The 13836-nt window shown below is 68.5% G+C and carries 13 protein-coding genes; 7 read left to right on the top strand and 6 right to left on the bottom strand.

All coding sequences use genetic code 11. The features are described 5' to 3' along the window. Positions 1-25: 25 nt before the first annotated feature. The 5 genes from CBM2594_RS04150 to xseA all read right to left on the bottom strand — a co-directional run bounded on the left by CBM2594_RS04150 (position 26) and on the right by xseA (position 6546). Positions 26-1738, bottom strand: coding sequence for an amidohydrolase (locus CBM2594_RS04150; RefSeq protein ID WP_116355733.1), 1713 nt, complete (start codon positions 1736-1738; stop codon positions 26-28). A 64-nt stretch (positions 1739-1802) separates the two neighbouring features. Continuing rightward, positions 1803-2783 (bottom strand): tripartite tricarboxylate transporter substrate binding protein, encoded by a 981-nt coding sequence (locus CBM2594_RS04145; protein WP_116355732.1) that lies wholly within the window; start codon positions 2781-2783, stop codon positions 1803-1805. Between the two features lie 43 nt (positions 2784-2826). Next, positions 2827-3921: a porin gene (locus CBM2594_RS04140; RefSeq protein WP_116355731.1), complete on the bottom strand. Its 1095-nt coding sequence runs from the start codon at positions 3919-3921 to the stop codon at positions 2827-2829. A 457-nt stretch (positions 3922-4378) separates the two neighbouring features. Then, a complete protein-coding gene (sodB, locus tag CBM2594_RS04135) occupies positions 4379-4960 on the bottom strand; it encodes a superoxide dismutase [Fe] (RefSeq protein ID WP_012351891.1) in 582 nt (193 codons plus the stop codon). A 200-nt stretch (positions 4961-5160) separates the two neighbouring features. Then, the gene (gene xseA, locus CBM2594_RS04130; RefSeq protein WP_116357676.1) at positions 5161-6546 is read right to left on the bottom strand and encodes an exodeoxyribonuclease VII large subunit; all 1386 of its coding nucleotides are present in this window, start codon (positions 6544-6546) and stop codon (positions 5161-5163) included. Between the two features lie 1073 nt (positions 6547-7619). On the opposite strand from xseA, the gene CBM2594_RS04125 reads away from it, so the two are divergent. The 7 genes from CBM2594_RS04125 (at position 7620) to CBM2594_RS04095 (ending at position 12938) form a co-directional block, all read left to right on the top strand. Then, positions 7620-8240, top strand: coding sequence for a MotA/TolQ/ExbB proton channel family protein (locus tag CBM2594_RS04125; protein ID WP_025583550.1), 621 nt, complete (start codon positions 7620-7622; stop codon positions 8238-8240). Between the two features lie 23 nt (positions 8241-8263). After that, complete coding sequence (locus tag CBM2594_RS04120; protein WP_116355730.1) at positions 8264-8689, top strand: ExbD/TolR family protein; 426 nt, start codon at positions 8264-8266, stop codon at positions 8687-8689. A gap of 131 nt (positions 8690-8820) precedes the next feature. Further along, positions 8821-9924, top strand: coding sequence for a tetraacyldisaccharide 4'-kinase (gene lpxK, locus CBM2594_RS04115; RefSeq protein WP_116355729.1), 1104 nt, complete (start codon positions 8821-8823; stop codon positions 9922-9924). Then, on the top strand, positions 9905-10108 hold the full coding sequence (locus CBM2594_RS04110; protein WP_116355728.1) for a Trm112 family protein: 204 nt from the start codon (positions 9905-9907) through the stop codon (positions 10106-10108). Before lpxK ends, CBM2594_RS04110 begins: the two co-directional genes overlap by 20 nt. 11 nt (positions 10109-10119) lie before the next feature. Further along, positions 10120-10929 (top strand): 3-deoxy-manno-octulosonate cytidylyltransferase, encoded by an 810-nt coding sequence (kdsB, locus tag CBM2594_RS04105; RefSeq protein ID WP_116355727.1) that lies wholly within the window; start codon positions 10120-10122, stop codon positions 10927-10929. Between the two features lie 393 nt (positions 10930-11322). Next, complete coding sequence (gene adk, locus CBM2594_RS04100) at positions 11323-11988, top strand: adenylate kinase (protein ID WP_116355726.1); 666 nt, start codon at positions 11323-11325, stop codon at positions 11986-11988. Positions 11989-12179: 191 nt separating this feature from the next. Next, positions 12180-12938, top strand: a complete 759-nt coding sequence (locus tag CBM2594_RS04095; protein ID WP_116355725.1) for a 3-hydroxyacyl-CoA dehydrogenase — start codon at positions 12180-12182, stop codon at positions 12936-12938. Positions 12939-12956: 18 nt separating this feature from the next. On the opposite strand, the gene CBM2594_RS04090 is transcribed toward CBM2594_RS04095, so the two are convergent. Continuing rightward, on the bottom strand, positions 12957-13769 hold the full coding sequence (locus CBM2594_RS04090; protein ID WP_116355724.1) for a helix-turn-helix transcriptional regulator: 813 nt from the start codon (positions 13767-13769) through the stop codon (positions 12957-12959). Positions 13770-13836: the final 67 nt, after the last annotated feature.

Here is a 13836-nt window from a genome sequence, read left to right as displayed (position 1 = left end):
CGTATTTCCTTCGCTGCGCTGGCGGCTAGCGCGCCTTGCGCGCGGAAAGCCCGCCGTCGGCATGGACCACCTTGCCGTCGACCATCGTCAGCACCGAGCGGATGCGATGGATGTCCTCGACGGGGACGGTCAGGTAAGGCTTGTCCAGCACCGCGAGGTCGGCCAGCTTGCCCGCCTCCAGCGTGCCGCGCGACGCTTCGTCGAATGAGATCCACGCCGCGTTCGCGGTGTACAGCCGCAGCGCTTCCAGCCGCGACAGCCGGAAGTCTTCCTTGCGCCTGACTTCCTTGCCGATCGAATAGCCGCCGACGTGGAACTCCAGCGCGCGCCAGACGCCGGGGATGCCGATGCGCGTGGCATCGGTGCCGCCGGCCACTTTCAGCCCGTGCTGCAGCGCCAGGCGCACGGGCGGCGCGGCCTCGGCCACGTGGTGGTCGTTGGCGTGGCCGATGGCGCCGGCCTCGAAGTACGGTCCCATCTGCACCGTGTAGGCAAGCCCCAGCGCCTTCATGCGCCGGAACGTTTCCGGCTTGCCGGTGTTCAGGTGGGCCAGGGCCCAGCGCAGCTTGCCCAGGTCGTGGCGCTTGGCCACTTCCTCGAAGACATCGAGGATCGCGCCGGCGGCATCGTCGGTATAGGCATGGATCTCGACCGGATAGCCGCGGCTGGCGGCAAAGGTCGCCACCTTGAGCAGTTCCTCGCGGTCCTTCGCCGACGGCTGGAAGCCGGGGCCCATCTTCACGCCGTCGTCCATGCCGAACACCAGCATCTCGCCCGGCCCCAGGAAGCGCAGCTTGCCGTCGCCCAGGCGCGGCGGCAGGTAGGCCAGCGTGTTGCGGAACCACTCGGCCTCGTTGCCCGCGACCAGCGTGGGAATGCGGTAGCCGACCCGCAGCGACAGGCTGTCTTCGCGCCACAGCGCGAACAGCGGATCGTACGCCGGCCCCGGTCCGGCGGTGGGGTCGATCAGCGCGGTGACCCCCAGGCTGTTCAGGCGGCTGAAAAAGGACTGCAGGCTGGCCTTGGGATCGACCTGGCTCTGCGCCAGAATGCGCCCGAACAGCGCCGACAGCGGCCGGATCGCGCCGAAGATGCGGCCGGTGACACGGCCGTCGCTGTCGCGCTCCATGCGCAGGCCCGGCGGCAGTGCGTCGGGCTGGTCGAGCCCGAGCACCTCGATCGCCTTGGCGTTGACCAGCGCGTAGTCGTACAGGTACTGCACCCAGGCCGGGTTGTCGGGCAGCAGCGCGGTCAGCTCCGCAGCGGTCGGCGCGCGCTTCTCGGTGAACTGGTCAGGGTGCCACGAGCCGGTCACGGCGACCCACTTGCCCGGGCCGCGCGCCTGCGCGGTCTTGCGCAGCTGTTCCAGCCCCGCGGCCAGGCTGGTGGTTTCTCCCTCGTACCAGTAGGTCTCGAAGGCGTAGCTCTGGCCGCCGCGAATCGCGTGGATATGGGTATCGATCAGCCCGGGAATCACCGTGCGCCCGCCCAGGTCGATCACCTCGGTGGCCGGGCCGGCCAGGCGGCGGATCTTCGGGTTGGCGCCCACCGCGACGATGCGGTCGCCGCGGATGGCGATGGCCTGCGCCACCGTGTCCGCGGCGTCCATGGTGAGCACCGTGCCGTTGACCAGGATCCGGTCCGCGTGCGCGGCCCCGGCCTGCGCCTGTGCTCCCCCGGCCGCGATCACGCAAGCCGCAGCCATGGCCTGCGCCAGGCCCCGTGCAATCCAACCCATAGCGATGTTTCCCTGGTTTGAAAGAGGCGGCGCCCGGATGATGCGCCGGGCGCCGGTGCCGGCGTTACTGGCCCGGCTGCGCGCCGGAGCGCTTGACGATGGGCTCGAGCTTGGCGATGTCGGTGGCGATCAGCTTGTCGAACGCGGCCGGGGTCGACGTCTTGGCCTCGGCGCCTTGCGCCATCAGCTTCTCCTTCGTCGCCGGCGCACTCAGCGCCTGCTGCATTGCCGTGTTCAGGCGCGCCACGATTTCTTTGGGCGTGCCCGCCGGCGCCAGCACGCCGAACCAGGCATCGAACACATAGCCCGGCACGCCCGCTTCGGCGATGGTGGGCACGTCGGGCAGCGACGGCACCCGCGCCGCCGTGGCCACGCCCAGGATGCGCAGCTTGCCGTCCTTGACGAACTGCAGCGCGGTGATCGACGGGGCGAAGAACATGTCGACGCGCCCGCTCATCACATCGGTGATGGCCGCCGGCGCGCCCTTGTACGGGATATGCCGGGTCTGCACGCCCGCGGTCACGTTGAACAGCTCGCCGCTCAGGTGCGACGAGCTGCCGCTTCCGGCCGAGCTGTAGGTCACCGAATCCGGGTTGGCGCGCGCGGCGGCCAGCAGGTCCTTGAGCGTGCGGTACGGGCTGGAAGCGCTGACCACCAGCAGGTAGGGCATGGTCGCCACCGTGGAGATGCCCTTCAGGTCGCGCGTGGTGTCGTACGGCAGCTTGGGATAGAGCGTGGGATTGACCGCGTGGCCGGCGGAGGTCAGCAGCAGCGTGTAGCCGTCGGCGGGCGCCTTGGCCACTACCGCGGTGCCGATGGTGCCGCCGGCGCCGGGGCGGTTGTCGACCACGACCTGCATGTTCGAACCGGTGCTCATGCCCGCGCCGACGATGCGCGCCAGCAGGTCGGTGGCGCTGCCGGCGGCAAACGGCACGACCAGGCGGATCGGCTTGTCGGGATAGCTGTCGGCGTGCGCCGCGCCGGGCAGCAGGGGCAGGCACAGTGCGGCGGCCAGCGCCGCGCGCAGCATTTGGCGGAATTTCATGGGGGTCTCCTTGATCTTGGTAATGGCCTGGGGCAAGCCTCGTTCAGAACACGTGGCGCATGCCAAGTGCAAAGGTCTGCGGATCGGCGCCGGCGGAAATGCCCAGCTCGTTGATCGCAAAGTCGTAGGTGCCGTTTTTCTTGTTGAAGATGCGGCTGTAGAAGCCGAACACCGAGGTGCGCTTGGACAGCGGGTACTCGTAGCCCAGCGTGGCCTGCACCGCACCGGTATCCGGACCGCTGCGGAAGAAGCCCACCGTCTCGGTGGCGCTGCCGCGGCCGTTGCCGGCAAAGCCGACGCCCGCGCGCAGGCTGCCGGTCCACAGCTTCTGCACCACCGAGGCGTAGTAGGCATCGCGCTTCAGGTCGCCGGTGGCGGTGCGGTAGTGCAGCCGCTCGTAGATGGCGGACACCTTGGTGGTCGGGAACTGGTACGACAGGCCGACCTTCATGCCCTCGTCGTCACGGCCCGCGGCCTGGTAGTTGTTGTGGCGCTCGTAGGCCAGCACCACGTTCAGCGGGCCGTTGTCATAGGCGCCGGCAAACGACCACAGGCTGGGGTTGCGCGGCACCGTGGTGCGCTCCTCATTGATGCCCCAGGTCACGCCGCCGCTGAAGCCGTTCCACTTCGGGCTGCGGTAGTGCAGGCTGTTCTTCTGGCGGCGGTCGAAGGCGCTGGTGTCCTGGATGTTGTCCGAAGTCGGGGTCGAGCCGTTTCCGATCAGCGCCATGTAGCCGGCCGTGGTCGGGTAGAACGGGTCGTAGGACGAAGTGGCCTCGAGGTAGGGCGTGGTCCAGTTGCCCATGAAGAAGCTGCCGGCCGACCCGGCCAGCCCGAGCCGCGTATTGCGCCCGGCCAGCTGGCCGCTGCCGGTGTCCAGCGCGATCGAGCTCTCGATCTGCCAGATCGCCTTGAGGCTGCCCACCAGCGCTTCCTCGCCGCGCATGCCGAACACCGAGCGGTTGTTGGTCAGGCGGCCGGTGCCGTCGAGCTTGGTGCCGTCGGTCGCGGTGGACGCGTCGGAATACTCGATCGACGTATTCAGCCGCCCATACAGCGTCACGTGGCTCTGCGCCGAAGCGACGGTGCAGCAGGCCGCGAGCGCCGCAAAGGTGGCGCCCGCAAGGGGGTGGTTCATGTTGTCTCCAGTGTCGGTCTTGCGCCTGTCCGAATCGATACGGGGATGCCTGCCCCGCCCCGTGCACGGAATCGCGGGCAGCAGCAACCCCTGCCCGGACTACGGCATCAGCATTTCTGGATTCTTGATTGCGCTATCTCATGCGGCGGATTTACGCGGCGATGCAGCGTGAAGGGATTCTAGAAACCGGGTATCGCAGCGTCCATTCGCATTTTCTTTTGGTCACCATATCGATTTGTTATCGTGATGGCGGACCACTGGCATGGACAGTCGCAGCATAGGGCGCGGGCGCGTGGCGCGGTAGTGCGCGCAGGTGTGTCGCTGTGTTCCAGGCATGGGACGCCGCGGACACAGGAAGTGCGGGAAGTGCAGGAAGGGGTGGCAGCGCGGAATGGCGGGCAACAAAAAAGGGCCTGGCGGCCCTTTTTTGTTTTCTGCGATGCGGACGATCCGTCGATCAGCCAGCGAAGTTCTTGCCGGCGAAGTCCCAGTTCACGACGTTCCAGAATGCCTCGACGTACTTCGGGCGGGCATTGCGGTAGTCGATGTAGTAGGCGTGCTCCCACACGTCGCAGGTCAGCAGCGGCTTGGCATCGGTGGTCAGCGGCGTGGCGGCGTTCGAGGTGGACACCAGGTCCAGCGAGCCGTCGGCCTTCTTGACCAGCCAGGCCCAGCCCGAACCGAAGGTGCCGACGGCGACCTTGGTGAACTCTTCCTTGAACTTGTCGAACGAACCCCACTTGGCGTTGATGGCATCGGCCAGTGCGCCGGTCGGCTGGCCGCCGCCGTTGGGCTTCAGCGAATCCCAGTAGAAGGTGTGGTTCCACACCTGGGCAGCGTTGTTGAAGATGCCGCCCGACGACTTCTTGACGATCTCTTCCAGGGTCGCGTTCTCGAACTCGGTGCCCTTGATGAGGTTGTTCAGGTTGGTGACGTAGGTCTGGTGATGCTTGTCATGATGGAACTCCAGCGTCTCCTTGGAGATGTGCGGAGCCAGGGCATCATGCGCGTACGGAAGCGGGGGGAGCTTGTGTTCCATTGTTCTGTCTCTGTGGGTTGGGGTTGTTGGGTCCGGAATTGCCGATTGTAGGGGACTTGCAAGGCCCACGCAAACCGCCCCGCAAAGCCCCCTGCTCCGATGTTAGTTTGTCCGCGCGCGGCTTTCCGGGAGATTTGCGCGAGGCCTTTGCGACGTGGGCAGGACACGAATGGGAGGCATTCCCGGCGCTGCGCGCCGCCTCAGAATTCAGGCAGCTTGGCCTGCACGCCGGCGATCGACAGGTCGGCCACGCCCTCGGCCAGATGCGCTTCGACCACGCTGCCGGCGCGGATCTCTGCGGGCGCGCGCAGTGCGCGTCCGCGCTGGTCGAGCAGCACCGCGTAGCCGCGCTCCAGCGTGCGCTGCGGCGCCAGCAGTTCCAGCGCGCCGGCGCTGCGCGCCAGGCGCTGGCCGGCACGCTCGTGCTGGCGCAGCGCCGCGGCCTGCAGCCGCTGCCACAGCCGCGCCACGTCGGCGTGCGCGGCGTGGGCGTCGGGACGGCATGCGCGCCAGCGCATCGCCAACAGTTGCTGGCGATGGCGCTGCGACACCACGGTGTCACGCAATGCCGATCGCAAGTGTCGCGCCAGATTGTCGACCTGCGCGCGGCGCTCCTGCAGCTGCGCCTGCGGGCTGCGCACGCGCCGCGCCAGCCAGTCGAGGTGCTGCGCACGCAGGTCCAGCCCGCGGCGCAGGCATTGCCGCAGCGCATCGCGCGCGCGCAGCGTCTGCGCGAGCAGGTGCGCGCGATCGGGGCTGACCAGCTCGGCCGCGCCGGTGGGCGTCGGCGCGCGCACGTCGGCGACGAAGTCGGCAATGGTGAAATCGGTCTCGTGGCCTACGCCGCAGACCACCGGCAGCGTGCAGCGCGCGATCGCGTGCGCCACCACCTCTTCATTGAACGACCACAGGTCTTCGATGCTGCCGCCGCCGCGGCACAGGATCAGCACGTCGCATTCGGCGCGCGCGGCCGCGGCATCGAGCATGTCGGCAATCTTCTGCGCCGCGCCCGCGCCCTGCACCGGTACCGGATAGACCACCACCGGCACATGCGGCGCGCGCCGCCGCAGCGTGGTCAGCACATCGCGCAGCGCCGCCGCCTGCAGCGAGGTGACCACGCCGATGCTGCGCGGCTGCGCCGGCACCGGGCGCTTGCGCTCGGGCGCGAACAGCCCGGCCTGCGACAGCTTTTCCTTGAGCCGCAGGAAGGCTTCATACAAGTTGCCCAGGCCCGCGCGACGCATGGCCTCGACGCCCAGCTGCAGTTCGCCGCGCGCCTCGTACATCGAGACCACGGCGCGCACTTCAACCGCCTCGCCCTCGCGCGGCTGGAAATCGACATGCTGGTTGCGCCCGCGGAACATCACGCAGCGGATCTGCGCGCGCGCGTCCTTCAGCGAGAAATACCAGTGGCCGCTCGCCGCGCGCGTGAAGTTTGAGATCTCGCCGCGTACCCAGGCGAGCGGAAAGCTGCGTTCCAGCACGCGCGCAATGGCGTGGTTGAGTTCGCCGACGGGGATCACATCGCGGCCGCTGCGCGGCGCGGTGGAGGAAGGGTCACGCGAAAAATTCGGCAAGTCAGGCATGGGCGAGCCGCGGGGCATGCGGCGTGGATCAGACATGTCCACAGCATAACTGCAATGTCAAGGGGGTGGCCGTAATGCCAGGCCGCTTCCCTGGAAGCCGCATGAATTCGTGCAAGCCTTTGATTCTTATGCGGTTTATAAGCACAACAAAAATTAGGCAATATAACCATTTCTCTTTTGCATCAACCACTTACAAAAGGGCCGAAGGGCTTGTTCACAAAGTTATCCACAGCTTCTCTGGATAAAATGAGGCCCAAAACGCACTACCACGCGCAAGGTGGCGGATAACAGGCTTGCAGATTGCCCCAAGCGCCTTGGCCTTCGCGTGGCCGGCGCAGTCCCGAATGCGGCCCTGCCACAAACGGTTGGTGCTGCACGTGCACAATTTGGTGGCATCGCAACAGGAACCGTTTAAATTCAAGGGCTTGAGGATGTTCTCCCGGATTTGTCCACAAGCCATCCACAGTGCTCTCCCTTGCCGCTGTGGACAAACCCCGTTTTTGGCGGCGCGAACCAGTTGCGACGCGGGCCCGCAGTAAATATGCCGGCCTGCCTGTTTTTTGAGCAATGAGATGGACTACCTTTGAAATCAATGGCTTATGCAACCTCTCAGGTAGCTGTCCACAAGCCCTCCACAGTCCTGTCCCGCTGCTTTGTGGAAAGGCGTGCCGAACCGTGCGCTTGCGCACCGCTGCATCGCATGACGTTGTGGCAGGCACGTGGCCGATGCGCCGCAGCGCGTCCGGGGCGGGATTGCCCAAAATTTAGGCAGCATCTGCTTTACCCTTGCCGATCAATGAGTTAGCCATCTTGTCCGGCAGCTTTCCACAATCGATCCACAACACTGTCCCTGCCCGCTGTGGAAAGCGGCATTCAGCGCCCGCCGGACCCGATGCGCGCCGGAGACCGCCGTGCGCCGTCGCTTGCCGCGCGTCAGGCCGCAGGTTAGAGTGGCGCCTGTTTCTTCAGAGCAATGCCGGAGCGCGCAGCAAGGCACCATGCCGACGCGCCTCAAGGCATGCCGGCTGGTGGTTTGGGGTTTCGTTATTCGGTTGTCGATCCCGGGGGTCCAATTGTTTTCCATCATTCAAGCGGCCGGCTGGCCGATCTGGCCGCTGTTGCTCGCCTCGGTCATCGCGCTGGCGCTGATCGTCGAACGCTTCCTGTCCCTCAAGCGCAGCAAGGTGCTGCCCGCCAGGCTGTATGAAGAAGCGCTGGCGGCCGCGCAGCAGCGCCGCGCCACGCCGGAGGTGGTCAACACGCTGGAACAGAATTCCCCGCTGGGCCGGGTGCTGGCCGCGGGGCTGCGCCACGTGGTGCTGCAGCCGCATACCTCGCGCGACGCCGCCAAGGACGTGGTCGAGGAAGCCGGCCGCGTGGTCGCGCATGAGCTCGAGCGCTACCTGAACGCGCTGGGCACGATTGCCTCGGTGGCACCGCTGATGGGGCTGCTCGGCACGGTGATCGGCATGATCGAGATCTTCGGCAGCCAGGGCGGCACCGGCACCAGCCCCGAGCAACTTGCACACGGCATCTCGGTGGCGCTGTACAACACCGCCTTCGGACTGATCGTGGCGATCCCGGCGCTGATCTTCTGGCGCTACTTCCGCCGCCGCGTGGACGACTACGTGGCCGAACTGGAATTCCGCGCCACCTCGTTCCTCGACGCCATCCTGCCGCAGCGCCGCGCCTGAGCGCCGCACGCCTACCTGACACCATGCACTTCCGTTCCCGCCAGCGGCGCGAAGAGCCGGAGATCAACCTGATCCCGCTGATCGACGTGCTGCTCGTGATCCTGATCTTCCTGATGATCACGACCACGTATTCGCGCTTTACCGAGCTGCAGATCCAGCTGCCCACCGCCGACGCCGAGCGCGCGCGGCAGCAGCCGCAGGAGATCGTGGTGTCGGTGTCCTCGCGCGGCGTTTACTCGGTCAACAAGCAGGTGATGGAGCACAAGGACGTCACCAGCCTCGCCGACCAGCTGCGCACCGCCGCGGGCACCGGCGGGCAGGCGCCGGTGGTGATCGTCAATGCCGACGCGCAGGCCACGCACCAGGCCGTGGTCAACGTGATGGAGGCCGCGCGGCTGGCCGGGCTGTCGCGCCTGACCTTCGCCACGCAGAGCGCGCAGCCGCGCTGACGCCGCGCCGGGCGCCGGCGGGCTTGCCCCATGCGCACGCCAATGCCCATAATGACTGGGCCGCCCCGAGGGGCGCAGCCGCGAGCGCACTACAATCGCATCCCGACCACCGTCTCAGGCCCGCCGCGTCCATGCCCGTTCCCCGCCATGCCCTTGCCGACTTCGTGACCGCCCAGTGGCAACGCCGCGGCTGGTTCGCGTGGGTGATGCTGCCGTTCTCGCTGCTGTTCGGCGTGGTCGCGCGGGTGCGCCGCCATGGCTACCAGCGCGGCTGGTTCAGGTCGACGCGGCTGCCGATGCCGGTGGTGGTGGTCGGCAACGTCACCGTGGGCGGCACCGGCAAGACCCCGGCGGTGATCGCGCTGGCGCAGGCGCTGGCCGAGGCCGGGCTGCGCCCCGGCGTGGTCTCGCGCGGCTACGGCGTGCAGCTCAAGCACCCGCGCCGCGTCAAGCCGACCTCGCAGGCCGCCGACGTCGGCGATGAACCGCTGCTGATCGCGCGCGCGACCGACGTGCCGGTGTGGGTCTTCCCCGACCGCGCGCTGTGCGCGCAGGCCATGCTGGTGTCGCACCCGGGCGTCAACGTGCTGCTGCTCGACGACGGCCTGCAGCACTACAAGCTGCAGCGCGACTTCGAGATCGTGATGTTCGACGCGCGCATGGGCGGCAACGGCCTGATGCTGCCGGCGGGCCCGCTGCGCGAGCCGCTCTCGCGCCCGCGCGACGCCACCCTGATCAACGACCCCAACTTCCGCGCCACGCCCGACCGCCCCGGCGTCTACGGCATGCGGCTGGAACTGGACGATGCCTGGCAGCTCGCCGATCCCGCCATGGCGCGGCCGGTCAGCGCCTTTGCCGGGCGGCGCGTGCTGGCCGCGGCCGGCATCGGCAACCCGGAACGCTTCTTCGCCAGCCTGCGCGGCGCCGGGCTCGCGCCCAAGACCCTGCCGCTGCCCGACCACTATGATTTCGTCGCCGACCCGTTCGCCGACCATCCGGATGCGCTCGATGCCGACGTGATCCTGATCACCGAGAAGGATGCCGTAAAATGCGAGCGCTTCGACGACCCGCGCATCTGGGTCGTGCCCACCAGGCCCGTGATCGATGCGGGCCTGATCGATAAAATCCGCCGCGCCGTGCAGGCGCAAATCCAACCCGCGCCGACCGCGCCGGCCGCCGCGAGCGGCGCCGCCGGGCGCAACGAGGAACACCGAGATGGACAACCGGCTGCTTGAAATCCTGGTCTGCCCGCTGTGCAAGGGCAAGCTGGAATACGACCGCGCCGCGCAGGAGCTGATCTGCCACGCCGACAAGCTGGCCTACCCGATCCGCGACGGCATCCCCGTGATGCTGGCCGACGAGGCCCGCCAGTCGGTGCCGGGCCGCGTCGTCGATCCGGACGCGCCGGCAGGCAACTGAGCAGCGCGGCCATGACCCTTCCCGCGTTTACGGTCGTCATTCCCGCGCGGCTGGCGTCGACGCGCCTGCCCGACAAGCCCCTGGCCGATATCGGCGGGCGCCCGATGGTGGTGCGCGTGGCCGAACGCGCGCATGCGTCGTCGGCGCAGCGCACCGTGGTCGCCACCGACGCGCCCGCGGTGGCGCAGGCCTGCGCCGCGCACGGCATCGAAGCCGTGCTGACCCGCGCCGACCACCCCTCCGGCACCGACCGCCTGGCCGAGGTCGCGGCGCAACTGGGCCTGGCCGACGACGCCATCGTCGTCAACGTGCAGGGCGACGAGCCGCTGATCGAGCCGGCGCTGATCGACGAGGTGGCGCTGCACCTGGCGCGCCACGCCGACTGCGCCATCGCCACCGCGGCGCATCCGCTGCACGACAGCGCCGAGGTGTTCAACCCCAACGTGGTCAAGGTGGTGTGCGACGCCGCCGGCCGCGCGATGTATTTCTCGCGCGCGCCGATTCCGTGGGCGCGCGACGCCTGGTCCGGTGTGCCGGCGGTGCCCGCCGCGCTGGCCCAGGTGCCGCTGCCGGCCATGCCGGTGCTGCGCCATATCGGCCTGTACGCGTATCGCGCCGGCTTCCTGCGCCGCTTCCCCACGCTGGCGGCAGCGCCGCTGGAGCAGACCGAGGCGCTGGAGCAGCTGCGCGCGATGTGGCACGGCGAGCGCATCGCCGTGATGCAGACCGCCGCCGCGCCCGCGCCCGGCGTCGACACCCAGGCCGACCTCGAGCGGGTGCGCGCGCTGTGGGCGCAGTCGATGGCCCAGGAAGGGCCCTGACAGGCACCTTCCGAGGCACCCCCTGGGCGCCCCGGCGGGCGCCTGCCCGCTCAGGTTGATTCTGCTGCAACCTGAACCGGGGGGCCGATTTCGGGCCGAATCGCCCCGGCCTCATGGCATAATGCTTGCCGATACAGAGCCGCCCCGCTGGCACGAGCAATCGCGCCGCCGGCCAAGGCTCGGTGGGGAGATAAAGATAGAGCCCGTCCGGTGCGCCGCGCCGCCATCCCCCTGGCAGCCGCCGCCGGCCGACCGCGTGGGTACGCCTGAGCCGTGCCCGCGCTGAACGCAGTCAGCGCGCACCGGGACCGCAGTCAGTCTCGCGTCAAGTTACGGCGTTACCCTCCTTCTGATCTCCCGCCATACCGGATTAAAAACTCTGAGGACCCGTAAATGCGTTTGATCCTGTTGGGCGCGCCCGGCGCCGGCAAAGGCACGCAAGCCAAGTTCATCTGCGAGAAGTTCGGCATTCCGCAAATCTCCACGGGCGACATGCTGCGCGCCGCGGTGAAGGCCGGCACGCCGCTGGGCGTGGAAGCCAAGAAGGTCATGGACGCGGGCGGACTGGTGTCGGACGACATCATCATCGGCCTGGTCAAGGACCGCCTGAAGCAGGACGACTGCAAGAGCGGCTACCTGTTCGACGGCTTCCCGCGCACCATTCCGCAAGCCGAGGCGATGAAGGACGCGGGCGTGGCGATCGACTACGTGCTGGAGATCGACGTGCCGTTCGACGCCATCATCGAACGCATGAGCGGGCGCCGCGTGCACGTGGCATCGGGCCGCACCTACCACCTCAAGTACAACCCGCCCAAGACCGACGGCGTCGACGACGAGACCGGCGAGCCGCTGATCCAGCGCGACGACGACAAGGAAGAAACCGTCAAGAAGCGTCTTGACGTCTATTCGCAGCAGACCCGTCCGCTGGTGGATTACTACTCGGCCTGGGCCGCCAACGGCGACGCCGCGGCCAAGGTGGCGCCGCCGAAGTATCGCAAGATCCTGGGCGTGGGCAATGTGGACGAGATTACTGCGCGGGTGTTCGAGGCGTTGAAGTAATCGACTCGCTGGACATTGCCAGTAAGTGAAAGCGGCCTTCGGGCCGCTTTTTTATTCCGCCCGTTGCGGCGCGCATAGGTGCTTAAGCTCACCGCCGCCCCGATTTCCCCCGTGGCCCTTGCACATCGTCCCGGCCTCCGTACAATACTTAACGTTTACGTAAACGGAAATCACACCGAGGAGACAAAACCGTGGAAATCAAGGACAACGTATTCATCGTCACCGGCGGCGCCTCCGGCCTTGGCGCGGGTACGGCCCGCCTGCTCGCCGAAGGCGGGGCCAGGGTCGTCATTGCCGACCTGAACGAGGCCGCCGGCCAGGCGCTGGCGGCCGAGACCGGCGGCCGGTTCGTGCGCTGCGATGTGACCTCGGAAGCCGACGGCCAGGCCGTGGTCGCCGCGGCGCAGTCGCTTGGCCGCCTTGCCGGCCTGGTCAACTGCGCCGGCATCGCCACCGCCAACAAGACCGTCGGCAAGAACGGCCCGCATCCGCTCGATGCCTTCGACAAGACCATCCGCATCAACCTGGTCGGCACCTTCAACATGATCCGGCTGGCGGCCGCGGCGATGGTGCAGAACGCGCCGGACAGCGAGGGCGAGCGCGGCGTGATCATCAATACCGCATCGGTGGCGGCCTTCGACGGGCAGATCGGGCAGGCGGCCTATGCCGCGTCCAAGGGCGGCGTGGTGGCGATGACGCTGGCGATCGCGCGCGACCTGGCGCGCGACGGCGTGCGCTGCATGACCATCGCCCCGGGCATCTTCGAGACGCCGATGCTGCTGGGCATGCCGCAGGAGGTGCAGGACGCGCTGGGCAAGATGGTGCCGTTCCCGTCGCGGCTGGGCCGGCCCGCCGAGTATGCGAAGCTGGCGCGCTCGATCATCGAGAACCCCATGCTCAACGGCGAAGTGATCCGCCTGGACGGCGCGATCCGGATGCAGCCCAAGTAAGGACCGGCGGCTGCCCGCTCAGCCGGGCAGCAGCATCACCAGCATCAACCCCGGCGCCGCCGCCGGCACCAGCGTCAGCTGCTCGAACTGCAGCGCGCCCTGGCGCGGATGGCGAAAGCCGCGGCGCCCGCCCTCGCGGTCTTCGACGTCCTGCGACAGCCAGGCAGCGCGGAAGTCCGCGCTCTCTGCCATCAATCCCTCGATCAATGCCCGCGTCGGCGCCGCGTCTGCATGGCGGATGCTGTGCGCGCGGAATTCGGCCACCAGCCGCGCGGCGCGGTGCGGCCAGTCTTGCACCAGGGCCTGCAGCGCCGGCGACAGGAACATCGCGCGCAGCAGGTTGCGCTCGGTGCTGGCGGCGTCGAGCCAGCCGGTGAACAGGTCCGCGGCCGCGGCGTTCCAGGCCAGCGCGGTCCATTGGCGGTCGAGCAGGTAAGCCGGTCCGCCGATGGCATGCACGCTCGCCAGCACCGCGGGCGGCACTGGCTCGCCGGCGGCGTGCTGCGGGTCGCGCCGGCCGGCCAGCTCGAACAGGTAGGCGCGCTCGGCGCGCGACAGCCGCAGCACCGCGGCCAGGCTGGCCAGCGCGCGCGCCGACAGTGCCACCGGCCGGCCCTGCTCCAGCCATGTCACCCAGGTGGTGCTCAGGCCCGCCAGCTGCGCAACTTCCTCGCGGCGCAGGCCGGGCGTGCGGCGGCGCTGGCCGGGGGCCAGGCCCACGTCGGCCGGTGCCAGGCGTTCGCGGTGCGCGCGCAGGAAGGCGCCGAGCACGGCTTCGCGCGAGGGTGGCGAGGCGGACGGGGGATCTGACGGCTGTTCGCGTGGCGGCATGGCAGGCTGGTGGCGCTTATACCAGGATAAAGCGGTGACTTGTACCGGGAAAACGGCCCGCCTACAG

Origin of the sequence: Cupriavidus taiwanensis (genome assembly GCF_900249755.1) — a bacterium.
GTDB classification, from domain to species: Bacteria; Pseudomonadota; Gammaproteobacteria; order Burkholderiales; family Burkholderiaceae; genus Cupriavidus; species Cupriavidus taiwanensis_D.
Note: the sequence above shows the minus strand (reverse complement) of the source record. Positions and strands in the feature narration are given on the sequence as shown.